At 61.4% G+C, this 23,172-nt stretch carries 17 protein-coding genes; 8 read left to right on the top strand and 9 right to left on the bottom strand.

Features of this window, described 5'->3' with window-relative positions; translation table 11 throughout:
* Positions 1 to 85: 85 nt before the first annotated feature.
* Positions 86 to 1,453 carry a DNA repair protein RadA gene (radA, locus tag NPS46_RS21805; RefSeq protein ID WP_274110893.1) on the top strand — a complete coding sequence of 456 codons (1,368 nt, stop codon included), beginning with the start codon at positions 86 to 88 and terminating at the stop codon, positions 1,451 to 1,453.
* Positions 1,454 to 1,457: 4 nt separating this feature from the next.
* Here the strand turns inward: radA and NPS46_RS21800 are convergent, their stop codons facing one another.
* Positions 1,458 to 1,826, bottom strand: coding sequence for a PilZ domain-containing protein (locus NPS46_RS21800; RefSeq protein ID WP_274110891.1), 369 nt, complete (start codon positions 1,824 to 1,826; stop codon positions 1,458 to 1,460).
* Between the two features lie 208 nt (positions 1,827 to 2,034).
* On the opposite strand from NPS46_RS21800, the gene NPS46_RS21795 reads away from it, so the two are divergent.
* The 3 genes from NPS46_RS21795 to yjiA all read left to right on the top strand — a co-directional run bounded on the left by NPS46_RS21795 (position 2,035) and on the right by yjiA (position 5,386).
* Positions 2,035 to 4,101 (top strand): carbon starvation CstA family protein, encoded by a 2,067-nt coding sequence (locus tag NPS46_RS21795; protein WP_274110889.1) that lies wholly within the window; start codon positions 2,035 to 2,037, stop codon positions 4,099 to 4,101.
* 15 nt (positions 4,102 to 4,116) lie between these two features.
* On the top strand, positions 4,117 to 4,314 hold the full coding sequence (locus NPS46_RS21790) for a YbdD/YjiX family protein (RefSeq protein WP_274110887.1): 198 nt from the start codon (positions 4,117 to 4,119) through the stop codon (positions 4,312 to 4,314).
* Between the two features lie 94 nt (positions 4,315 to 4,408).
* Positions 4,409 to 5,386 carry a GTPase gene (yjiA, locus tag NPS46_RS21785; protein WP_274110885.1) on the top strand — a complete coding sequence of 326 codons (978 nt, stop codon included), beginning with the start codon at positions 4,409 to 4,411 and terminating at the stop codon, positions 5,384 to 5,386.
* 87 nt (positions 5,387 to 5,473) lie between these two features.
* Here the strand turns inward: yjiA and glyA are convergent, their stop codons facing one another.
* Together glyA and NPS46_RS21775 are read right to left on the bottom strand one after the other, a co-directional pair.
* Positions 5,474 to 6,727 (bottom strand): serine hydroxymethyltransferase, encoded by a 1,254-nt coding sequence (gene glyA, locus NPS46_RS21780; protein WP_274110883.1) that lies wholly within the window; start codon positions 6,725 to 6,727, stop codon positions 5,474 to 5,476.
* Positions 6,728 to 6,920: 193 nt separating this feature from the next.
* Positions 6,921 to 10,766, bottom strand: coding sequence for a sensor domain-containing protein (locus NPS46_RS21775; RefSeq protein ID WP_274110881.1), 3,846 nt, complete (start codon positions 10,764 to 10,766; stop codon positions 6,921 to 6,923).
* A gap of 292 nt (positions 10,767 to 11,058) precedes the next feature.
* Here NPS46_RS21775 and ettA point away from each other — a divergent pair, with 292 nt between their 5' ends.
* Positions 11,059 to 12,726 (top strand): energy-dependent translational throttle protein EttA, encoded by a 1,668-nt coding sequence (ettA, locus tag NPS46_RS21770; protein ID WP_274110879.1) that lies wholly within the window; start codon positions 11,059 to 11,061, stop codon positions 12,724 to 12,726.
* 263 nt (positions 12,727 to 12,989) lie between these two features.
* Entirely contained in the window at positions 12,990 to 14,327 is a 1,338-nt protein-coding gene (gdhA, locus tag NPS46_RS21765; RefSeq protein WP_274110877.1) for an NADP-specific glutamate dehydrogenase, read from the top strand.
* Here gdhA and NPS46_RS21760 read toward each other — a convergent pair.
* The 5 genes from NPS46_RS21760 to NPS46_RS21740 form a co-directional block, all read right to left on the bottom strand.
* Complete coding sequence (locus NPS46_RS21760; RefSeq protein ID WP_274110875.1) at positions 14,324 to 14,818, bottom strand: GreA/GreB family elongation factor; 495 nt, start codon at positions 14,816 to 14,818, stop codon at positions 14,324 to 14,326. The genes gdhA and NPS46_RS21760 overlap by 4 nt on opposite strands.
* A 65-nt stretch (positions 14,819 to 14,883) precedes the next feature.
* Complete coding sequence (locus tag NPS46_RS21755; RefSeq protein WP_274110873.1) at positions 14,884 to 15,237, bottom strand: hypothetical protein; 354 nt, start codon at positions 15,235 to 15,237, stop codon at positions 14,884 to 14,886.
* A gap of 79 nt (positions 15,238 to 15,316) precedes the next feature.
* Positions 15,317 to 15,619 carry a chorismate mutase gene (locus NPS46_RS21750; RefSeq protein ID WP_274110872.1) on the bottom strand — a complete coding sequence of 101 codons (303 nt, stop codon included), beginning with the start codon at positions 15,617 to 15,619 and terminating at the stop codon, positions 15,317 to 15,319.
* Positions 15,620 to 15,684: 65 nt separating this feature from the next.
* Positions 15,685 to 17,538, bottom strand: a complete 1,854-nt coding sequence (locus NPS46_RS21745; RefSeq protein WP_274110871.1) for a DUF4105 domain-containing protein — start codon at positions 17,536 to 17,538, stop codon at positions 15,685 to 15,687.
* 74 nt (positions 17,539 to 17,612) lie between these two features.
* On the bottom strand, positions 17,613 to 18,101 hold the full coding sequence (locus tag NPS46_RS21740; protein ID WP_274110870.1) for a DUF3015 domain-containing protein: 489 nt from the start codon (positions 18,099 to 18,101) through the stop codon (positions 17,613 to 17,615).
* A gap of 280 nt (positions 18,102 to 18,381) precedes the next feature.
* On the opposite strand from NPS46_RS21740, the gene NPS46_RS21735 reads away from it, so the two are divergent.
* On the top strand, positions 18,382 to 20,820 hold the full coding sequence (locus NPS46_RS21735) for a Lon protease family protein (protein ID WP_274110869.1): 2,439 nt from the start codon (positions 18,382 to 18,384) through the stop codon (positions 20,818 to 20,820).
* A 192-nt stretch (positions 20,821 to 21,012) separates the two neighbouring features.
* A complete protein-coding gene (locus tag NPS46_RS21730) occupies positions 21,013 to 21,333 on the top strand; it encodes a hypothetical protein (RefSeq protein WP_274110868.1) in 321 nt (106 codons plus the stop codon).
* Positions 21,334 to 21,341: 8 nt separating this feature from the next.
* On the opposite strand, the gene NPS46_RS21725 is transcribed toward NPS46_RS21730, so the two are convergent.
* Positions 21,342 to 23,168 (bottom strand): hypothetical protein, encoded by a 1,827-nt coding sequence (locus NPS46_RS21725; protein ID WP_274110867.1) that lies wholly within the window; start codon positions 23,166 to 23,168, stop codon positions 21,342 to 21,344.
* Between the last annotated feature and the right edge of the window lie 4 nt (positions 23,169 to 23,172).

The following is a 23,172-nucleotide window of genomic DNA, read 5'->3' as shown; positions in this document are numbered from 1 at the left end:
GTTTTAACGGTGGCAAAAAAAGCCGTGACCCCAGTTCGACGTGGCGGGCTGAGCTATCATCGCGGTTTTTCCGTGGGAGTTCCCGATGGCCAAGGCCAAGCGCATGTATGGCTGCACCGAGTGCGGCTCGACCTTTCCCAAGTGGGCCGGCCAGTGCGGCGAATGCGGTGCCTGGAACACCCTGACCGAAACCCTGGTGGAAAGCGGCGGTGCCGCACCTCCCAGCGGCCGGACCGGCTGGGCCGGACAGCAGGCACAGACCCGGACCCTGGCCGAAGTCAGCGTCGAGGAAATTCCGCGCTTTTCCACGGCCTCCGGCGAGCTTGACCGGGTACTGGGCGGTGGCCTGGTGGACGGTTCGGTGGTGCTGATCGGCGGTGATCCGGGGATCGGCAAGTCGACCATCCTGTTGCAAACCCTGTGCAATATCGCCACGCGCATGCCGGCGCTGTACGTCACCGGCGAGGAATCCCAGCAACAGGTGGCCATGCGTGCCCGTCGCCTGGGCCTGCCCCAGGACCAACTGCGGGTGATGACCGAAACCTGCATCGAAACCATCATCGCCACGGCCCGCCAGGAAAAGCCCAAGGTGATGGTGATCGATTCGATCCAGACCATCTTCACCGAGCAACTGCAATCGGCCCCGGGCGGGGTTTCCCAGGTGCGCGAGAGCGCGGCGTTGCTGGTGCGCTACGCCAAGCAAAGTGGCACGGCGATCTTCCTGGTCGGCCACGTGACCAAGGAAGGCGCCCTGGCCGGTCCGCGAGTGCTGGAGCATATGGTCGATACCGTGCTGTATTTCGAAGGCGAGTCCGATGGCCGCCTGCGTTTGCTGCGGGCGGTGAAGAACCGCTTTGGCGCGGTCAATGAACTGGGCGTATTCGGTATGACCGACAAGGGCCTGAAGGAAGTCTCCAACCCGTCGGCGATCTTTCTGACCCGTGCGCAGGAAGAAGTGCCGGGCAGTGTGGTGATGGCCACCTGGGAAGGCACGCGGCCCATGCTGGTGGAGGTCCAGGCCCTGGTCGACGACAGCCACCTGGCCAACCCGCGTCGGGTGACCCTGGGCCTGGATCAGAACCGCCTGGCCATGTTGCTGGCGGTCCTGCATCGCCATGGTGGCATTCCTACCCACGATCAGGATGTGTTTCTTAACGTGGTGGGCGGGGTCAAGGTGCTCGAGACGGCTTCCGACCTGGCGCTGATGGCCGCGGTGATGTCGAGCCTGCGCAATCGGCCTTTGCCCCATGACCTGCTGGTGTTTGGCGAAGTCGGCCTGTCCGGTGAGGTGCGTCCGGTGCCCAGCGGTCAGGAGCGGCTCAAGGAAGCCGCCAAGCACGGCTTCAAACGCGCCATCGTGCCCAAGGGCAATGCCCCCAAGGAAGCGCCGCCAGGGCTGAAGATCATTGCGGTGACGCGCCTGGAACAGGCGCTGGATGCATTGTTCGAATAAACGCTCAGAGTTCGATCAGGGCGCCGAGCTCGCGTTCGAGTTCGGCCTGGTCACCCAGGTTGAGTTCGACCAGGCGCCGCAAATGGCTGATGGATTCCAGGCTGATATGCACGCACTGGAAACCCAGTTGCCCATTGTGGTCGTGGGCCAGTTGCACGGTCATCAGCACATTGACCTGGGGCGCCAGCTTGACCGTCACTTCGAAAGGCTGGTCGGCTTCGCCCAGCCAGGGATCGGGGCGCTCGATCAGCAGCCCCTTGAGCGATAGATCGATTAGTTTGACGGGCCAGTGATACGGGCCCTGGCTGAGTTCGGTCTGGGCATCGAAGGCGATGCGTTTGAAGCGGCGACGCTCGGACGGGGTATCACTCATGGTAAAGCCCTCTGTTTATGGGCTGAACTATAGACCGCTGCCGCACTAAACCGCTAACCCCTCCCCCTGGATACTGGCCAGGAGCCTGTATTTACCCAGGGATGTCGAAAAGACCGCTCTAGACCAAGGTCGGGGGGTGGCCTTTAGTCGTACAGGCGCTAAACTCGACCTGGCTGTCCTTTCGTGTCCACCTGGCTGGAATAAAAAAATGAAAAATAATAATAGCCTGCTACGCCACATACCCTGGCTGCTGCTGGCGATCGTAGGAGCTTGCGCCCTGGGCGTAGTGGCATTGCGCCGCGGAGAGGCGATCAACGCCTTGTGGATCGTGGTTGCCGCAGTGGCGATCTATCTGGTTGCTTATCGCTACTACAGTCTGTTCATCGCGAACCACGTGATGCAACTGGACCCACGTCGGGCTACCCCGGCGGTCCTCAACAATGATGGTCTGGACTATGTGCCGACCAACAAACACATCCTGTTCGGTCACCACTTCGCGGCCATCGCTGGCGCGGGGCCATTGGTCGGTCCGGTGCTGGCGGCGCAGATGGGGTATCTGCCTGGCACACTCTGGCTGATTGCTGGCGTTGTACTGGCCGGTGCGGTGCAGGACTTTATGGTCCTGTTCCTGTCCACGCGTCGCAACGGCCGCTCCCTGGGGGATATGGTCCGCGAGGAAATGGGCCGCATCCCGGGCACCATCGCCCTGTTTGGCTGCTTCCTGATCATGATCATCATCCTGGCGGTGCTGGCGCTGATCGTGGTCAAGGCCCTGGCCGAAAGCCCGTGGGGCATCTTCACCGTGATGGCGACCATCCCGATCGCGATGTTCATGGGCATTTACATGCGCTACATCCGCCCGGGCCGCATCGGCGAGATCTCCCTGATCGGTGTGGCATTGCTGCTGGGTTCGATCTGGCTGGGCGGGCTGATTGCCGCTGACCCTGTGTGGGCCAAGGCCTTCACCTTCACCGGGATCCAGATTACCTGGATGCTGATCGGCTACGGCTTTGTCGCCGCAGTACTGCCGGTCTGGCTGATTCTGGCGCCGCGTGACTACCTGTCGACCTTCCTGAAAATCGGCACCATCATCGCCCTGGCAATCGGCATCCTGGTCACCATGCCCGACCTGAAAATGCCGGCACTGACCCAGTTTATCGACGGCACTGGCCCGGTGTGGAAGGGCGGCCTGTTCCCGTTCCTGTTCATCACCATCGCGTGTGGTGCGGTCTCGGGTTTCCATGCGCTGATCTCTTCGGGCACTACGCCCAAGTTGCTGGCCAACGAGGGGCACGCCCGTTACATCGGCTACGGCGGCATGCTGATGGAGTCGTTCGTGGCTATTATGGCGATGGTTGCCGCTTCGGTGATCGAGCCGGGCGTGTACTTCGCCATGAACAGCCCCGCGGCGATTGTCGGCGGTGACGTGGTCACCGTGGCGCAAACCGTCAGCAGCTGGGGCTTTGCAATTACCCCGGAAGCGCTGCAGGCCGTGGCCCATGACATTGGCGAAACCACGATCCTCGCCCGTGCGGGCGGTGCCCCGACCCTGGCGGTCGGTATCGCGCAGATCCTGCACAGTGTCCTGCCGGGTGAAAACACCATGGCGTTCTGGTACCACTTTGCAATTCTGTTCGAAGCGTTGTTTATCCTGACGGCGGTTGACGCCGGGACCCGCGCGGGACGTTTCATGCTGCAGGACCTGCTGGGTTCCTTTGTGCCAGCGTTGAAGCGTACCGAGTCCTGGGGCGCCAACCTGATTGCGACCGCAGGCTGCGTGGCCATGTGGGGTTACCTGCTGTATCAGGGCGTGATCGATCCGCTGGGTGGCATCAACACCTTGTGGCCACTTTTCGGCATCTCCAACCAGATGCTCGCCGGTATCGCCTTGATGCTCGCGACCGTTGTGCTGATCAAAATGAAACGCCAGCGCTACATCTGGGTGACCATGCTGCCAGCGGTCTGGCTGCTGATCTGCACCACTACCGCAGGGTTCATCAAGCTGTTCGACGCCAACCCGGCGATCGGCTTCCTGTCGCTGGCGAAGAAATACAGCGATGCTCTGGCCAATGGCCAGATCCTGGCCCCGGCCAAGAGCATCGACCAGATGCAGCATGTGATCTGGAACGCCTATACCAACGCAACGCTGACTGCGCTGTTCCTGTTCGTGGTCTTCAGCATCCTGTTCTATGCGCTCAAGGTCGGTGTCGCGGCCTGGGGCAACAAGGAGCGCACGGATAAAGAATCACCGTATCAGGCCGTACCGGACGCTTAAAAGAGGAATGCAGCGATGTTCAATGACCTGAGTCGCCTCGGTAAATACCTCGGTCAGGCCGCGCGCCTGATGGTCGGCATGCCCGACTACGACACTTACGTCGAGCATATGCAGACCAAGCACCCGGACAAGCCGATGATGAGCTACGAGGCGTTCTTTCGTGAACGCCAGGAAGCCCGTTACGGCGGCAAGGGTGGTCCGAAGTGCTGCTGATCGGCTGATCGGCGGCACGTGTTGAGCCAACGCGTCACGCGAGTCGTGGCGCGTTTTTATTTCTGCGTGATGCGTTTTATTGCCTGGGAGTCCCATGACTGAAGTGAAGCCAATCCCCGTCACCGTGTTGAGTGGTTTTCTCGGCGCGGGCAAGACCACGCTGCTGCGCCACCTGCTCAAAGCCGAGCACGGCCTGAAGATCGCCGTGATCGAGAACGAATTCAGTGATGCCGGTATCGACAGCCAGTTGCTCGGCGCGGAGCCGGTGCAGGTCATGACCCTGGCCAACGGTTGTGTCTGCTGCACGATTCACACCGACCTGACCAAGGCCCTGTTCTTGTTGCTGGAGCGCCTGGACAGCGGCGAAATCGCCTTCGACCGCCTGGTGATCGAATGCACCGGCCTGGCCGACCCGGCGCCGGTGGCCCAGACCTTTTTTATTGATGAAGAACTGCGCGAACGCTATCTGCTCGACGGCATCATTACCCTGGTGGATGCCGCCCACGCGGAGCACCACCTGACCCAGACCATTGCCCAGGCCCAGATCGGCTTTGCCGATCGGCTGCTGGTCAGCAAGCGCGACCTGGTGGACGACGCGAGCTTCGCGGCCTTGAGCGAGCGCCTGACGCGAATCAACCGGCGTGCGCCGATCCGCGTGGTCGAGCACGGCAGGATCGACCTGGCGCAATTGCTCGACGTGCGTGGGTTCAACCTCAATGCCGACCTGGGCGGTGGCCTGAGCTTGCGCCCGGTGAACCCGGCAGCGTCCATCGACCGGATTTCCAGCCTGGTGCTGCGCACCGACAAGGCGCTGGATCTCGACCGACTCAGTGAGTTCATGAATGAATTGCTGGAGGACCACGGCAAGCAACTGCTGCGTTACAAAGGCGTGCTCAATATTGTCAACGAGCCGCGGCGGATGGTGTTCCAGGGGGTATTGAAACTTTATGGCTTCGATTGGGACAGCGAATGGGGTGAAGGCGAGCCGCGTGAAAGCGTGATCGTATTTATTGCCGACGAATTACCGGAAGAGAAAATCCGTGCCGGCTTCGCTCGGGTGATCGCCGACTGATGCTCCGGCGCCTCTGCAATGGGGTCGGTGTAATGGCCATAAAAAAACCCGGCGGATAGCCGGGTTTTTTTATTCAGGCAACTGCAATCAAGCGCCGTAAACCGGCAGCTTGGCGCAAATGGCCTTGACCTTCTCGCGAACACCGTCGATCACGGCTTCGTTGTTCAGGTCGGCCAGGATGTCGCAGATCCAGCCCGCCAGTTCGCGGCACTCGGCTTCCTTGAAGCCGCGAGTGGTCACGGCCGGGGTGCCGATACGCAGGCCCGAGGTGACGAACGGCGAGCGTGGGTCGTTAGGTACGGAGTTCTTGTTCACGGTGATAAAGGCGCGACCCAGGGCAGCGTCGGCGTCTTTACCGGTGATGTCCTGCTTGATCAGCGAGAGCAGGAACAGGTGGTTCTCGGTACCGCCGGAAACCACGTCGAAACCGCGCTCGATAAACACGCTGGCCATGGCCTGGGCGTTCTTGATCACTTGTTGCTGGTAGGTCTTGAACTCAGGCTGCAGGGCTTCCTTGAAGCACACGGCCTTGGCGGCGATCACGTGCTCCAGCGGGCCGCCCTGGGCACCTGGGAATACGGCGGAGTTCAGTTTCTTCTCGATGTCGGCGTTGGCGCGAGCCAGGATCAGGCCGCCACGTGGACCGCGCAGGGTCTTGTGGGTCGTGGTGGTCACCACGTCGGCAAATGGCACCGGGTTCGGGTACACGCCCGCAGCCACCAGGCCGGCGACGTGGGCCATGTCGACGAACAGGTAGGCGCCCACCTTGTCGGCGATTTCACGGAAGCGCGGGAAGTCCAGCACTTGCGAGTAGGCGGAGAAGCCGGCAACGATCATTTTTGGCTTGTGTTCAAGCGCCAGGCGTTCGACTTCGGCGTAGTCGATCAGGCCGTTGGCATCGATACCGTATTGAACGGCGTTGTACAGCTTGCCGGAGGAGCTGACGCTGGCGCCGTGGGTCAGGTGACCGCCGTGGGCCAGGCTCATGCCCAGGATGGTGTCGCCCGCTTGCAGCAGGGCCAGGTAGACGGCGCTGTTGGCTTGGGAACCGGCGTGCGGCTGGACGTTGGCGTAATCGGCGCCGAACAGTTCCTTGGCGCGGTCGATGGCCAGTTGCTCGACCACGTCGACGTACTCGCAGCCGCCGTAGTAGCGCTTGCCTGGGTAGCCTTCCGCGTATTTGTTGGTCAGGACCGAGCCCTGGGCTTCCATCACCGCTGGGCTGGTGTAGTTTTCCGAAGCGATCAGCTCAATGTGCTCTTCCTGGCGCTGAGCTTCTTGCTCCATGGCGGCAAAGAGATCGGCGTCGTACTTGGCGAGTGTCAAATCACGGCTGAACATGGCGGTCCTCAAGGATCGGGGGGCAGAAAAGGAGGGCATTCTAACCCAATGGGTTTTATCTGGCATATGAAAGGGGATCATGTGGCAGACGAAAGGGATTCAGCTGCGGCACTGCTGCGCACCACAGCAGTCAGCTTCAAGCGGCAAGCTGAAAGTGCCGGTGCCTTTAGCTTGCCGCGGGTCGCTGTGGTTCTCACTCAAACATGAAGAGTGCGTCGTTGCTGAATTGTGCTTCGAACCGGCCGGCGGCCATCGGACGACCGAACAGGTAGCCCTGCACTTCGTCGCAGCCATGCTCGCGCAGGAAGTCCAGCTGTTCGTGGGTCTCGACGCCCTCGGCAATGACCGCCAGGTTGAGGCTGTGGGCCATGGCGATGATCGCTCGGGCAATCTGCGCATCCTGTTCGCCCGACGGCAGGCCGTCGACGAAGGACCGGTCGATCTTGAGCACGTCGATGGGGAATTGCTTGAGGTAGTTGAGCGACGAATAGCCGGTCCCAAAGTCATCGACCGCAATGCTCAGGCCCAGGTTTTTCAGCCCCGCAAGAATCTGCATGGCTTCGCTGACTTCGCGCATCAGGATGCTTTCAGTCAGTTCCAACTCCAGGCAGGCCGGTGGCAAGCCGGTTTCCTTGAGGATCGTGGCGATGCGCGTCCCCAGTTGGCCGTCGGAGAACTGCCGGGCCGAGATGTTCACGGACACTTTCGGTACCCGGACCTTGGACTGGTGCCAGGTCTTGAGCTGACGGCAGGCTTCGGCAATCACCCAGTCGCCCACATCCACCACCAGGCCGAGCTCTTCGAGCACCGGGATAAAGTCGCCTGGCGGCACCAGCCCGCGTCGTGGATGGCGCCAGCGCAGCAGGGCTTCGGCCCCGGTCAGGCGCTTGCCGTCACCGCTGAACTGCGGTTGGTAATACAGTACGAACTCCTGCTGCTCCAGGGCGTGACGCAGGTCGCTTTCCAGCTCCAGACGTTCCAGCGCCGTGGCGTTCATATCGGCCTGGTAGAACTGGAAGTTGTTCTTGCCGCGTTCCTTGGCGTGGTACATGGCCGTGTCAGCGTTCTTCATCAACTGGCTCAGTTCGTTGCCGTCCTGAGGGCTGAGGGCGATGCCGATACTGGCGGTGACGAAGAACTCGCGGCCTTCGAGCACAAACGGCCGGACCAGGCTGGCGAGAATTTGTTCGGCGACATTGATCGCCCGGTTCAGAGCCATCTCGCGGGTCGCGCGGGGCTGCAGCAACAGGGTGAATTCGTCGCCGCCCATGCGCGCCACGGTATCGTCGTCATAGACGCAGCCGAGCAGGCGCGTGGCCATCTCCTTGAGCATGCGATCACCCGCGGCATGGCCGAGGGAGTCATTGATCGGCTTGAAGCGATCCAGGTCGAGGAACATCAGTACGACCCAGGATTTCTGCCGTTCGGCCTGTTGCAGCGCCGTGTGCAGGCGGTCCTGGAACAGGGTGCGGTTGGGCAGGTGGGTCAGGGCGTCATAGTAGGCCAGGCGGTGAATCCGCTGTTCGCTGGCCTTGCGCTCGCTGATGTCGGTAAAGAAGCACACGTAGCTGGCCAGGTCGCCTTCGTCGTCGAGCACGGCGGTGATGCCGACCCAGGCCGGGTAATGCTCGCCGCTGCGGCGCTTGAGCCAGACTTCGCCTTCCCAGGTGTTGTGCTGTTGCAACTGCTTGAGCACATAGCGCAGGTGGGCTTCCTGCTGCTCGTCGACGGTCAGCATGCCGGGCAACTGGTCGAGGACCTGGGCGACGGCATAGCCGCTGACCCGGCTGAAGGCCTCGTTGGCCTGGACGATATAGCCGGCCGGGTCGGTGATCAGGATCGCCGAGGTCGAGTGCTCGAACACCGTCGCGGCCATGCGCAGGTCTTTCTCGGCACGACGTTGCTGGCTGATATCGCGGCCGACCCCCAAGACGCCCTCGAAACTGTCGTGTTCATCCCAAACCATGACCAGCCGCAGTTCGATCGGGATCTTGCGGCCATCGGCCCGCAGGCAGTCGAACAGGAACAGTTGGGTCTGTACCTGGTTGCGCAGCAGGGCCAGCTCTTCGGGACGGTCGAGGGCCTTGCTGACCCGCTCGACAAAGCCGTAGACGCCGGTCAGTTGCTGGGGGTTGGCAATAGTCGATTGCCAGCCGTTCTCGAAAACCCACGCGGTGTCATAGCCCAGCACGGCATGGACCGAGGGGCTGACATAGTTGAGCTTCAGGCGGCTGTCGGTGGAGAAGATCACGTCGCTGATGCTCTCGGCGAGCATGCGGTAGCGCTGCTCACTGTCACGCAGCGACTCGCTGGCGGCGATCTGGTCGGTGATGTCCTTGGCGACGCCGATAATGCGCGTGACCTGGTCGTACTTGTCTCGCGCCAGGGCCTGTTCGCGGATCTCGAAGCAGCGCCATTGGCCGTCGCGGTGGCGAAAGCGCAACTGGCACTGCAACAGGTGCGCATAGCTGCCGTGGCGCTGCTGGTGGCGCAGGCGGTGGTAGTGCTCGGCATCTTCGGGGTTGAGCAGAATTTCCCAGAAGTACTCGCCCATCTGGTGCAGTTCGGTCTTGTTGTAGCCCAGGGTCTGGCCCAGGTGGTGGTTGCTGAAGATCATCCGCTGGCTGATGACATCCTGTACATACAGGTGGTCGGGCACGGTACGCACCACGTCGGACCAAAAGCCTTCGCGTTCGAGCAACGACAACTCGATCAGCTTGCGGCTGGTGACATCGCTGATGCTCAGGATGACCGCCTGGTAGTCATGCTGCTCATCCGGCAGGCGGATGACCAGCCACAGATGTTGTTCATGGCCGTGGGCATCTTCCAGGCGGATTTCCAGTTCGAGCTGGCTCTGCCGGTTGAGGACCGCTTCGACCAATTGATAGCCGATGGCAGTATCGCTCAGTGGGCAGCCTTCGATCAGGCGCTGCCAGGCTTGCTCGCAGGATTGCACCCCGAGCAGTTGCAGGGCCATCTGGTTGACTTCGGTGATGCGCAACTCGCGCAGCAGCACCTTGCGTTGTTCCGGGTGTTCGGCCAGCCATTGCTTGAGGTCGTCGCCATCGTGCAGGCCGGCCTTGTCGAGAGCGTTCAACAGGCCGGACAGGTCAAGCACGCAAAGGGCCACGCCGGTGCCTTCGAAAATATCCTGGTAGCGTCGACGCCCTTCGTGCAACTGACGCTGGCGCCGACGCATGCCGAGCAAGGCGGCTACTGGCAGCAGGGAGACGAGCAAGCCCAGCAGGCATTTTCCGATCAGGGCCGGAAGCAGGCTCTCGACGGCCTTGCTCCGGTCGAACAGGCCGCGCAACTGCCAGTCGCTGTTGGCCAGCGGGACGCTGAGTACGGTGTGGGCGCTATCGTCGGGGGCTACGGCCGAGGCCGGTGTCGGCTCACCGCCGCGGCTGATGACCCCCTGATTCAGGCGATTTTCGAGCAGCCATTCGCTGCGCCGTCCCTGATCGCTTTGCCCGGCGAGCTGGCGCAGCAAGTCGGGTGCCAGGCGCAACAACCAGAAATGGCTGGTCGCGGCGTCGGGGTGGCGCAGCAACAGGTAGATCTGCGAGCCGTCCACGCTATTGGCAAAGTAGTAGGCCTTTTCACGGGCGCGGCTGAGCAACTCGCCGAGGGCTTCGTCTTTCTGGCTGGGCGCGGCGCTGTCGTCGAGGATCTGGCCCGCGGCATCGAGCAGGGCAACGCTGTGCAGGGCGGGGAGGGCGCGTTGCAGTTTTTCAAGCAGCTGTTGCGGTTGTCCGCCAGCGCCGCGAAGCTCGCCAGCGGGCAACAGATTCAGGGCGATCTGCGCGTTCAGGGCCATGTTCAGGCTGATGCGCTCGCTCAGGTCGGCGCTGGAGTCGATAATCTGCTGGCGCTGGACTTTCTGGGTCAGCTGGAACTGCTCGATCAACTGCCAGAACAGCAGCCCGAGCAGCAATAGGACCAGCGTCGCCAACGCACCTTTCAGAGTGCCGCGCAAAGGTGAGCCGGACGCATGGCTGGATGCGCGCACGGAAGACGGCGAACTGACGTTGGTCAAACTATGATCCTGCGGTTGGGCTGGATTGGCGCGACATGCACTATAAGCCGGACGCCCGAAGGGCGGCTAGCATGCCCTGACTTGTGGCAAAGTGCCAGCCCTCCCGGGCCGGTCGGTTTGCCCTGTTCACGGCATTCAGGTAGCTTTGCCGGTTACGCGACGGTTTTGTGCTCCTACAATAATGCCTGGCCAGCGTGCGGTGATTGTCTTCGATCAATCCTGCTGGCGGCGCATGGTTTTAGTCCGAGCGCGCCTCGCGCCTTATTCATCCGTCACTGACGCTAGGTTCACCATGGCTCAATACGTCTTCACCATGCATCGGCTGAGCAAAGTTGTTCCGCCGAAGCGGGAAATCCTGAAAAACATCTCCCTGTCGTTTTTCCCGGGCGCCAAGATCGGCGTACTCGGCCTGAACGGTTCGGGTAAATCCACCCTGTTGAAAATCATGGCTGGCGTCGATACCGAATTCGACGGCGAAGCCCGCCCGATGCCGGACCTGAATATCGGCTACCTGCCGCAGGAACCACAGCTGGATCCGTCGAAAACGGTCCGTGAAGTGGTCGAGGAAGCGGTCAGCGTGATCAAAAACGCCCAGACCCGCCTGGACGAGGTCTACGCTGCCTACGCCGAACCGGATGCCGACTTTGACAAGCTGGCGGCCGAACAGGCCAAGCTCGAAGCCATCCTGCAGGCCAGCGACGGCCACAACCTGGAGCGCCAGCTGGAAGTCGCCGCCGACGCGCTGCGCCTGCCGGCCTGGGACGCGAAGGTCGAACACCTCTCCGGTGGTGAGAAGCGTCGTGTAGCGCTGTGCCGCCTGCTGCTGTCGGCCCCTGACATGCTGCTGCTCGACGAACCAACCAACCACCTTGACGCCGATTCTGTCGCCTGGCTGGAGCACTTCCTGCACGACTTCCCGGGCACCGTGGTTGCGATTACGCACGACCGTTACTTCCTGGACAACGTTGCCGGCTGGATTCTGGAGCTCGACCGCGGCGCTGGTATTCCTTACGAGGGCAACTATTCGGGTTGGCTGGAAGCCAAGTCCGATCGTCTGGCCCAGGAATCCAAGCAGCAGTCGGCCCATGAAAAGGCCATGAAGGAAGAGCTGGAATGGGTGCGCAAAGGCGCCAAGGCCCGCCAGTCGAAATCCAAGGCCCGTCTGCAACGCTTCGAGGAAATGCAGTCGCAGGAATTCCAGAAGCGCAGTGAAACCAACGAGATCTACATCCCGGCCGGTCCGCGCCTGGGCGACAAGGTCATCGAATTCAAGAATGTCAGCAAGGGCTATGGCGATCGCGTCCTGATCGACAACCTGTCGTTCAGCATGCCCAAGGGCGCCATTGTCGGTGTGATCGGTGGTAACGGTGCCGGTAAATCGACTCTGTTCCGTATGTTGATGGGCAAGGAAACACCGGATTCGGGCAGCATCGAGATCGGTGACACCGTGAAACTGGCCTGTGTCGACCAGAGCCGCGATGACCTGGATGGCAACAAGACGGTCTTCGAGATGATTTCCGATGGTTCGGACCAGATCCGCATCGGCAACTACGAAATCCCTTCGCGTACCTATGTCGGGCGATTCAACTTCAAGGGCGGCGACCAGCAGAAGTTCGTCAAGGACCTGTCCGGTGGTGAACGTGGCCGTCTGCACCTGGCCTTGACCCTGAAAGAGGGCGCCAACGTCCTGTTGCTCGACGAACCGTCCAACGACCTCGACGTCGAAACCCTGCGTTCCCTGGAAGAAGCCTTGCTCGACTTCCCGGGCGCCGCGATCGTGATCTCTCACGATCGGTGGTTCCTGGACCGTGTGGCCACCCATATCCTGGCCTACGAAGACGACTCGCAAGCGGTGTTCTTCGAGGGTAACTACACCGAATACGAAGCTGATCGTAAAAAACGCCTCGGCGAAGCGGCTGCCCAGCCCCATCGTGTACGGCACAAGAAACTGGCTCAGTAAGCGCCGGTCGAAAAACAGACGGAGCCTTGGGGCTCCGTTTTTTTTGCGTGAAATCGACAGCAATGCGGGGGCGCGCCATGGTGCGCGAGTATTTTTTTGGGTCCCTACTTTGGTGCTGAAAACCCTGAAAATCCGGGGGTATTTATATAAATGCACCATATAAATTCATAACTGCGACATTTTGCGCTGTCGCGGTGCGACATGAATTGATAAAGTCGGCGTCAAAGCTCCCCTTAACGACAATAAATTTGCCGAGACTTTTCATGATCGAATCCGTCGAAGACTTCCTTGCCCGCCTCAAAAAACGCGATCCAGACCAGCCGGAATTCCATCAGGCGGTGGAAGAAGTACTGCGTAGCTTGTGGCCTTTTCTCGAAGCCAATCCGCATTACCTGACTTCCGGGATTCTTGAGCGTATCTGCGAACCTGAACGCGCTATCGTATTCCGCGTCTCGTGGGTCGACGATCAGGGCAAAGTCCGCGTCAATCGCGGTTTCCGGATTCAGATGAACAGTGCCATCGGCCCATACAAGGGCGGCCTGCGTTTCCACCCGTCGGTCAACCTGGGCGTGTTGAAGTTCCTGGCCTTCGAACAGACCTTCAAGAACTCCCTGACTTCCCTGCCCATGGGCGGCGGCAAGGGTGGTTCGGACTTCAACCCTAAGGGCAAGAGCGATGCGGAAGTCATGCGCTTCTGCCAGGCCTTCATGAGCGAGCTGTACCGGCATATCGGTGCGGACCTGGACGTGCCGGCCGGCGATATCGGCGTGGGCGCGCGGGAAATCGGTTTTATGTTTGGCCAGTACAAGCGTCTGAGCAACCAGTTCACTTCCGTGTTGACCGGCAAGGGCATGAGCTACGGCGGCAGCCTGATCCGTCCTGAAGCCACCGGTTTCGGCTGCGTGTACTTCGCTGAAGAAATGCTCAAACGCAGTGGCCAGCGGGTCGAAGGTAAACGCGTGGCGATTTCCGGCTCCGGCAACGTGGCGCAGTATGCGGCGCGCAAGGTCATGGACCTGGGCGGCAAAGTGATCTCGCTGTCCGACTCCGAAGGCACGCTGTACTGCGAAAGCGGCCTGACCGAGGAGCAATGGCAAGCGCTGCTGGAGCTCAAGAACGTCAAGCGTGGGCGCATCAGCGAACTGGCTGCGGCGTTTGGCCTGGAGTTCCGTGCAGGCCAACTGCCATGGAGCCTGGCGTGCGATATCGCCCTGCCGTGCGCGACCCAGAACGAACTGGATGCCGAGTCGGCCCAGACCCTGCTGCGCAACGGCTGCATCTGCGTGGCTGAAGGCGCCAACATGCCGACCACGCTGGAGGCTGTGGATATCTTTATCGATGCCGGCATTCTCTTCGCCCCGGGCAAGGCCTCGAACGCCGGCGGTGTGGCTGTCAGCGGCCTGGAAATGTCGCAGAACGCCATGCGCCTGCTGTGGACCGCCGGTGAAGTCGACAGCAAGCTGCACAACATCATGCAGTCGATCCATCACGCCTGCGTTCACTACGGTGAAGAAAACGGCCGGATCAACTACGTGAAGGGCGCCAATATCGCCGGTTTCGTCAAAGTGGCCGATGCGATGCTGGCCCAGGGCGTGGTTTAAGCCGCTTCAATACCGAGCACCTCGATCGACTGATCGCCGGCCGGCCGTTTCCAGAGCACTTCATCGCCGGGGTGGGCGCCCAACAGCGCCCGCCCCAGTGGCGAGCCCCAATTGATCAAACCTTTGGTGGCATCCGCCTGGTCTTCGCCGACCAGCTGGATACGCTGTTCGTTGCCGTGTTCATCGGCAAACCTGACCCAACTGCCAATCTGTACTGTCTCGGTGGACGTTGCCGCGGCCACGACCTGCGCGCTGTTCAGGCGCTGATTGAAGTAACGCAGGTCGCGTTCGATATCGGCCTGGCGCTGACGGTCGGCGTCATCGCCACGGGAGGTTTGCCGATCGTATTCGGCCTGCAGTTCGCTGACGTGCGTCTGCAACTGGCGCAGGCCGGCGGGGGTGACATAGTTGGGTTGTTCGCTGATACGCCGCTCGACCGGCTGGTCGGCCTGGGCGGCGGCGCTGTCTTCGTTGACAAAGGCTCGGCTCATGGCGGTTCTCCCGTGATGGGCTCATGGTGCCAGGCTCGGGGGCGGCGCAGTGATCCAGAAGCGACTCAGGGCGAGCGAAATACGCGGGCGCTGTCACGCTCCTTTTCCTGCTGCCAGGCGCGCTCACGTTCGTCCCAGTGACGGTCGCGATACTCCTGGCGATCCTGGCTTTCGACCTGGGCCTGGCACTGGCGAAAGCCATCGCTCCAGCCCTCGGCGTAGTTCGGGTCTTGCAGATAGCGTGGGACATTCTTGCGAAACTCGCCGCTGATGATGCCGGCGGCTTGTCGTCCGCTGCTGCAACCATCGTCGAACCCATCGGCAAAAGCTGCCGGATAACCCTGGGCCAGCAGTTGTTCATGGGTTGATTGACAACCCGCGAGCAGGACCACCGCTCCGATAACCCAAGCGCGCCACATACTGGCCTCCCATACCGCATTCGGACAAATAGAAACAGTCTAGAAATGCGGCAGTGAGGGGCGTGTGAAACCGCTGTGATTAATTCGTTGGCGTACCGAGGCGGGCGTGTTCGGCCAGTTCCTGCTGGATAAAGGCAGCGATCATGGCGCGGTAGACCTGTTCGGTCACGTCCGGGCTGGCGCCGAGCTCGGTGGCCAGATGGCGGACCTTGGCGATGACCTGCTCGACGCGCTGTGGCGCCTTGACCGCCTCGCGGTCTTTCTTGAAGCCCGCGGCCTGGGCCACATAGCCGCCGCGGGCGGCGAGCAATGCGACGATCTGCTGGTCCAGCTGGTCAATATTGTGGCGAACTTCTTCGATACTGTTGCAGACATTAGTCATTTCAACGTGCTTCCCTGCTTTCTGATCGGCTAGGAGCCCGATCATTGAGCGATTTTCCCGTGGATTCAATAGTGGTACCACTTGAGCTCCAGCATCACCTCGTTCTGTGGTGCGCTGAGCTGGCTGAACTCGCGCTGTGCACTGAGTCGCAGCCCCAGGTTGCGTGACAGTTCCCACTGCTGATTGAGACTCAGGCTGCGGCGTACTTCGCCATTGGTGAAATAGTCGCCTTTGGCTTCTAGGCTCAGGTTGCCCAGCGGGTTACGCCAGAGCAGTCCGGTATTGAAGCCTGCGGCAGGGGCAATAAAGGCGGCGAAGTCCTGGTTGTGCTCGACCCTGACGGTGCCAAGGGCAAAGCCCAGCAATTCGTCGTCCAGTTGCCAGGTGCCACCCGCGCCGCCATTGACGTGGCTGACCAATGTTTCATCGCCGTGTTTGCCCAGTACGCGCTCCAGGCCGCCGGTGACCTGCCATGACCAGGGTTGCACCAGGGCATTGCGCGGGGTCAGTGAGCGGATGGTCGCCAGGTCCAACTGCTGCAATTGCCAGTGATTGCCTTCGTACTGGCGCAGTTTCATCTGCAGGATTTCGATCTGGGCGCCTAGGGGGAAGCTTTCGGCATTGTCGTTCAGGTCGTGGTAGGCCATGCGCAGGCCATACTCGGCGAAGGCTTCATCGCCGCGGGTGCCGATACCGGCCTGCCAGGTGCGTGACTCGTGGCCGTCTTCCGGCAGGCCGGGCGCGGCAATGGCCAGCTCCGGTGCCGGGTTGCGGTTGATTTCACGCAGCAGTTCGAAGCTGCGCTGGGCTCGCGCAGGGTCGCGTTCCTGGCCATTGGCCCGATAGCGTTCGAGGCGATAGGCCGCATCGACGATCAGTGCCTGGCGATCACGGGGCAGGGCCTTGAATTCCGGGTCCTGCAGGTGTTGCTGGTCGGCGCTTACGCGCAGTACCCAATCCTGCTCGGGGCCACTTAAGGGCTCGGCCCGGCTCAGCAGCTCGCGCTCGCGGGACGGGCGGTAGTCGATCTTTTCCACCAGGCCGGCGTCCTTGACCGCCTTCACGGTGTCGGTAGGAATCGCCGTCAGGGAAAACTGCTCGGTCAGGTGCAGGCCGGGGCGAGCCACCTGTAGCAGCTCGAGTAGCCGGTAGGAGCAGTTTTCATCGAAGAAGAAGTAGTCGAACTGGATCTGTTTGAGTTCCCAGACATGTTCGACCATGCGCTCGGTTTCCTGCTGGGTCAGGTTCAGGCGGTATTCCCACAGATCGCGGTTTTCCAGGCTGCGGTACTCGGAGAGTTTCTCCTGGTAGGGCACCAGGGCGAACAGCCCCGGGTAGCCGCCCATCAGGCCTTTCCAGGCGTATAGGAGGCTGTTGTCGGAACCTTCGATATAGGCCCCGAAGTTGATCGCATAGCTGAGCAGCGCCGTGTTGTTGCTCTGTACATCGGCCTGGTCGATACGCAGCAGGGTATGGCCGAACATCGACGACGGGCTGTTGAGATAGGCTGCCGGGAAGATCATCACCGCGCTATGGGGGGCGATATCCTTGAACCACTGGGTGAACTGCGCGCACTCGACGCGGGGCAGATCGTTCAGGTTCAACTGAGCCTTGAGCCAGCGGGTACGTGCCGGGTACACGCACTGGGCATGCTGTTCGCCAAGGCTGGCGGGCGCGTACAGGGCCTGAACGGTGGCCCGCAGCTCGGCCTCGGGGTGCTCCGCGCCGTTGCTGGCCAGGAAGAATTTGGGTTCGCTGACATGACTGCGCCACCCACCGAGCTTGGCGCTTTCGTAATGGCCCAGGGAAAGCCAGAACGGATCGTTGGCCAGTTGCTGCAAACGTGGGTTGTCCTGCGGCGGTGCGGCATACAGCGGGGCGCAAGCACAGAGCGCCAGATAGGCAAGGCGTTTGAGCATGTTCGGCAACTGTTGTCAGACGAAGAAAAGGGGGGACGAGAGTGCCCGCTCCGGGAGGAACGGGCGGGTCGAGCTTAAGCCGGGGTCGCGTACTTGGCCAGGCGAGCGTCGCCTTTGAGGATGGCCAGGGTATTGGTATGGACATCTTCGGCAGTCACGTCAGCCTTGCTGAAGATCTGCTGGAAATGCTCGTGGGTCACGGCGGCGAAGTGGGCGCGATCTTCCGGAGCCACACCCAGGACCACGGCGTAGGTGGTCAGGGCTTCGCCCTGGCCTTTGGCCATGTCTTCGGACAGCTCGTTCATCATGCCATTCATGGCAATCCAGGACTTGCCGCCATAGGTCAGTGCGGAGTTGGTCGAGCAGCCGTTGGTGCCGGAGGTCATACCGAAGGTGGCGTTGCCCGAGGTGCCGTTAGTGGTGGATGCCAGGAAGTGCGCCGGAGTGCCTCGCTGGCCTTCGAACAGCATGTTGCCCCAACCGCAATCCGGCCCGCCTGGCGCTTGGGCCATGGCGTTGAGGGAGGCGACGGTGAAGAGAGTACCGAGAAGAATCCGTTTCATAGCTGTGTTCTCTTTTTAAGTGCATACCAATGGACAGGGTTTCTGGCTTGTTGACGTGCCAGTGGGCCAGTTATTAGTCCAGCCGCGCACGTTGGAGTTTAGGCAGGTTCTTGAGGTTCCGTGGTTTTTTACAAAACATTGCGCTGTACCGGAGCGCTCTCCGTCGATGATTCAGGTGCGCTCAGGCGTTTGGCCATATTCGTCGGTGTGGTGCCTTGCCAGTCAGGTGCGGCCGGCGCCAGAATGCCGGCATCTGCCCCGCCTGATGTAAGGATGCCCGATGCCCGATTCCGTTGCTGCCCGCTTGCGCCTGGCGCCCGAGGCGCTGACCCGCCCCTTTTCCGCTGAGCAGTTCAGCTTTTCGACGACCAATGATCTGGAACCCTTTCGCGGTGTACTCGGCCAGGAGCGTGCAGTCGAGGCCTTGCAGTTCGGTGTGGCCATGCCGCGCCCCGGTTACAACGTCTTTGTGATGGGCGAGCCCGGTACGGGCCGTTTTTCCTTCGTCAAACGCTACCTCAAGGCCGAAGCCAAGCGGCTGCAGACCCCATCCGACTGGGTGTACGTCAATAATTTCGACGACCCGCGCGAACCCCGCGCGCTGGAGTTGCCGGCCGCAGAGGCTGGGGCCTTTATCAGCGATATCAACGGCCTGATCGACAATCTGTTGTCGACCTTTCCTGCGGTGTTCGAGCATCCGTCGTACCAGCAGAAGAAAAGCGCCATTGATCGCGCGTTCAACCAGCGCTATGACCGGGCCCTGGATGTGATCGAGCGCCTAGCGCTGGAGAAGGACGTCGCGCTGTATCGCGACAGCACCAATATCGCCTTTACCCCGATGAGCGAGGGCAAGGCTCTGGACGAAGCGGAGTTCGCCCAGTTGCCGGAAGCCGAGCGCGAACGTTTTCACGTCGATATCGCCGACCTCGAAGAGCGTCTCAACGAAGAACTGGCCAGCCTGCCGCAATGGAAGCGCGAGTCGAGTAACCAGTTGCGTCAGTTGAACGAGGAAACCATCACCCTGGCCCTGCAACCCTTGCTGGCACCGTTGTCGCAGAAGTATGCGGAAAACGCGGCGGTGTGCGGTTACCTACAGGCCATGCAGGTTTACCTGCTCAAAACCGTGGTCGAGCAGTTGGTGGATGACAGCAAGACCGACGCGGTGGCGCGCAAGCTGCTCGAAGAGCAGTACGGCCCGAGCCTGGTGGTGGGCCATCCCGCCAGCGGTGGCGCGCCGGTGGTCTTCGAGCCGCACCCGACCTACGACAATCTGTTTGGACGGATCGAGTACAGCACTGACCAGGGCGCGCTCTACACCACCTACCGGCAGTTGCGCCCGGGTGCGTTGCATCGGGCCAATGGTGGTTTCCTGATTCTTGAGGCCGAAAAAATGCTCGGCGAGCCTTTTGTCTGGGATGCGCTCAAGCGCGCCCTGCAGTCGCGTAAGCTGAAAATGGAATCGCCCCTGGGCGAACTGGGTCGCCTGGCCACGGTGACCCTGAGCCCGCAAATGATCCCGTTGCAGGTCAAGGTCATCATTATCGGTGCGCGTCAGCTGTACTACACGCTGCAGGACCTGGACCCGGACTTCCAGGAGATGTTCCGGGTACTGGTGGACTTCGACGAAGACATCCCGATGGTCGATGAAAGCCTGGAGCAGTTCGCCCAGTTGCTCAAAACCCGTACCTCGGAAGAGGGCATGGCGCCGCTGACCGCGGATGCCGTCGCGCGCCTGGCGACCTACAGCGCTCGGCTGGCGGAGCACCAGGGGCGGTTGTCGGCGCGGATCGGCGACTTGTTCCAACTGGTCAGCGAGGCGGACTTTATCCGTCATCTGGCTGGCGATGAAATGACCGACGCCGGCCATATCGAACGGGCACTCAAGGCTAAAGCCACGCGGACCGGGCGAGTGTCGGCACGGATTCTCGACGATATGCTGGCCGGGATCATCCTGATCGATACCGATGGCGCCGCCGTGGGTAAATGCAATGGGCTGACCGTGCTTGAAGTCGGTGATTCGGCCTTCGGTGTGCCGGCACGTATTTCGGCGACGGTTTACCCGGGCGGCAGCGGGATCGTCGATATCGAGCGCGAGGTCAATCTGGGCCAGCCGATCCACTCCAAGGGGGTGATGATCCTGACCGGCTACTTGGGCAGTCGCTATGCCCAGGAGTTTCCCCTGGCGATTTCGGCGAGCATCGCCCTGGAGCAGTCCTATGGCTATGTCGATGGCGACAGCGCGTCCCTGGGCGAGGCCTGTACGCTGATCTCGGCATTGTCGAAAACCCCGCTCAAGCAGTGTTTCGCCATTACCGGTTCGATCAACCAGTTCGGTGAAGTCCAGGCAGTGGGTGGGGTCAATGAAAAAATCGAAGGCTTCTTCCGGCTCTGTGAAGCGCGGGGGCTGACCGGTGAGCAAGGGGCGATCATTCCCCAGGCCAACGTCGCGACCTTGATGCTCGACGAGCGCGTGTTGCAGGCGGTACGTGCCGGGCTGTTCCATGTGTATGCGGTGCGCCAGGCCGACGAGGCGCTGAGCCTGTTGGTCGGTGAGCCGGCGGGTGAGCCGGATGCCGATGGCCAGTTCCCTGAAGGCAGCGTCAATGCGCGGGTGGTGGAGCGTCTGCGAGTCATTGCGGAAATGATCAGCGACGAAGACCTCAAGGAGGCAGAGAAGGAGTTGGCTGAAGCGGCCCTGGCACAGGCCAGGCCCAGCTGAGGCGGCTGTTTCGCGCAGGCGTGCCGCCCGGCACGCCTGCGTGGCTTGGTGCCGGATGACCATTGGGCGCCTGGGCGGCTTGCTTCCTGTGGATTTCTTCTATTCTCAGGGCAAGGACACCCCACTGTAGTCACAGGAACGATGCAACCTCCCGTCGGAGGCTGAACACAGGATCTACCGAGGGTCGCCGCCATGCCGCGCAGCCTTTGTCTTACCCGTCAATGCCTGGGTCTGGTCACCCGTATCGAGTGCAGTATCCGCCCGTTAGCTGGCGATACCGGTATGTGGACCTTGCTCTTCGCCGCCGGAATGGCCGGCGAGCAACCTTCCGCCATCAAGTCCCAGGGTCCGTTTCCTGGGCCTTTCGCTGCCGAGTCGATCCTCGAGTCAATCGTCCAGAGCCTGACGTTGCACGGCTATGAGCTGGCTGATGACCCGCAGATCTGGTGCTTGCATTTGCAGGCACAGCTGCGCCAGATCAACGGCGGCCGTGGCCAGCACGCCGGGCACTGAAGGAACGGTCACTGGGCAGCCGCATGGGACTCGGGTTTGTCGAGCTTGATCTCGAAGCCGTACTCGACGGTTTGTAGTTCCGTGCGTTGATAGCTTTCCAGGTTGTCGGGCTGGCCGTAGAAGTAATGCACGTTGAAAACCGCTGGGCCGTCCTGGCTGGCCAGGTGGCTGACGGCAAGAATCTCCTTGAGGTAGTGCCCGCTCCCATCCTTGGCGTAAAAACGCCAGGAATCGGCGGGAAACAGGCGCTGGTCGACGATCAGCGCATTGCCTTTGAGCGCCAGTCCCTTGGGCAGCGCGTTGCCCGCGATGGCGGCTTTTTCGATCACGGCTAGGAACATGGGCATGCTGCCGACAGCGTAGGCGGGTGTGTCCGGGAAGAGGTTGAGGTCGTAGGTGATCCGTCCGTGCAGCGGCTCGATATCGAAAGCCTGGGAGGGCAGTTCGATGGGGGCGCCGCGCTGGCCCTGGGCATTGGCGGTGAAGAAGGTCAGCGGCGCATCGCCGGGCTCGATGCTGCTGCCGATCAGTTCATCGTTGAAGGTTCTGAGGTGTTCGAATTCGATCCGCGCGGCACTGGCATCCTGTACGGACTGGATGATCCGTACATTTTTGCGCAATTGCTCGGGCTCCAGGTCCGCGTCACGTAGGTATTGGCCGGCTTGCTCGTCGTATACGGTTACGGGCAGGTCCAGTGGCTGGATGTCCTTGTCGGTGGTCGTCGGGTCGAACTGGCGCACGGGTAGATCGAGGTCTTTGCGCACCACGCTGACCGTCGAGAAATCCAGGACGCTGACTTCCAGCTGGTCGATCTGCCCGTTGAAATAGACCTGGGTGTAGTAGTGCGGCGGTTGGTCGAAGGCGCGCTGCTCGTCATTCAGACGCTTTTCCAGGTCCAGGCTCCAGCTTTTCTGTTCAAGCATTTCGCCTAATTGCTGCCTGTAGAACGCCAGTTGCTCGGGGCTTTCATTAATTGAGCCGGCCCGCGACAACCATTGCCCGCTCGTGTCGCGTGCTTGCACCAGCATGGGCGTCAGGCGGCTATCGGCCAGTTCGGGAGCCGGCTTGGGGGTATCAATCAACTCCAGGCGGGCCTGGTTCTGCTCCAGGCCCAGCAGCCTGACCTGGATATTGCCCTGGCTCCGGATCTGGCCGATATCGCTGTGCGAGAGGGTGAAGGTCACCACCCTGGCAGGCACAATCACTTCGATCTTGCCGTGCAGGATCTTGGGTTGAGGCTGCTGGCGGTTCTCGACCTCGATTCCTTCGATAAAGGGGTAGGTGATGGTCAGGTCGTTTGGGTTGGTCAGATTTGAACTGGTCGGGCTGAGTTGAATGCCGGGATCGGTTTCTGACCATTCCGGCGCGAAGCTCACCGTTTGTTTATTACTGAGTGTTACTGATAGCCAATCGAGCTTTTGCGGCAGCGCGAGTTCGTCAGGCTGGTCCAGAGCAAAGGGAAACACCGGTTGCAGATCGGTCAGGTAGTCGGAGCTGGAACGCTTGCGCAGCACGAACAGGCCATCGATATAGGCGTGTGCCATGGCCTGCGGATCGGGGTAGTGCCTGAGCAGGGCGAGGGCGTCTTCGCCGTAGCGAGTGTGGAGTGGCATGCCCTGGAGCTTGGTGTGCGCACGTTCCAGCAGTAGCAGGGAGCCGCCGAGGTCAGCTACCGCGTCCTTGAGCGTGGGATCCTGGATGGACTCCAGGGTCTTTTCGAACTGGCTGGTTCTTTCCTGCAGGCTGGCCTGCTTCGGTGGCTCGTCCGGTGAGCAGCCGCCCAGCAAAAGCAGGGGCAGGAGTGAGAGAAAGCCGAAGGCGCGTTGCACGTCCATGGAG

Origin of the sequence: Pseudomonas putida (assembly GCF_028682395.1) — a bacterium.
Taxonomy (GTDB): domain Bacteria; phylum Pseudomonadota; class Gammaproteobacteria; order Pseudomonadales; family Pseudomonadaceae; genus Aquipseudomonas; species Aquipseudomonas putida_AB.
The sequence above is the reverse complement of the archived record's forward strand: the minus strand, read 5'-3'. Positions and strand labels throughout refer to the sequence as shown.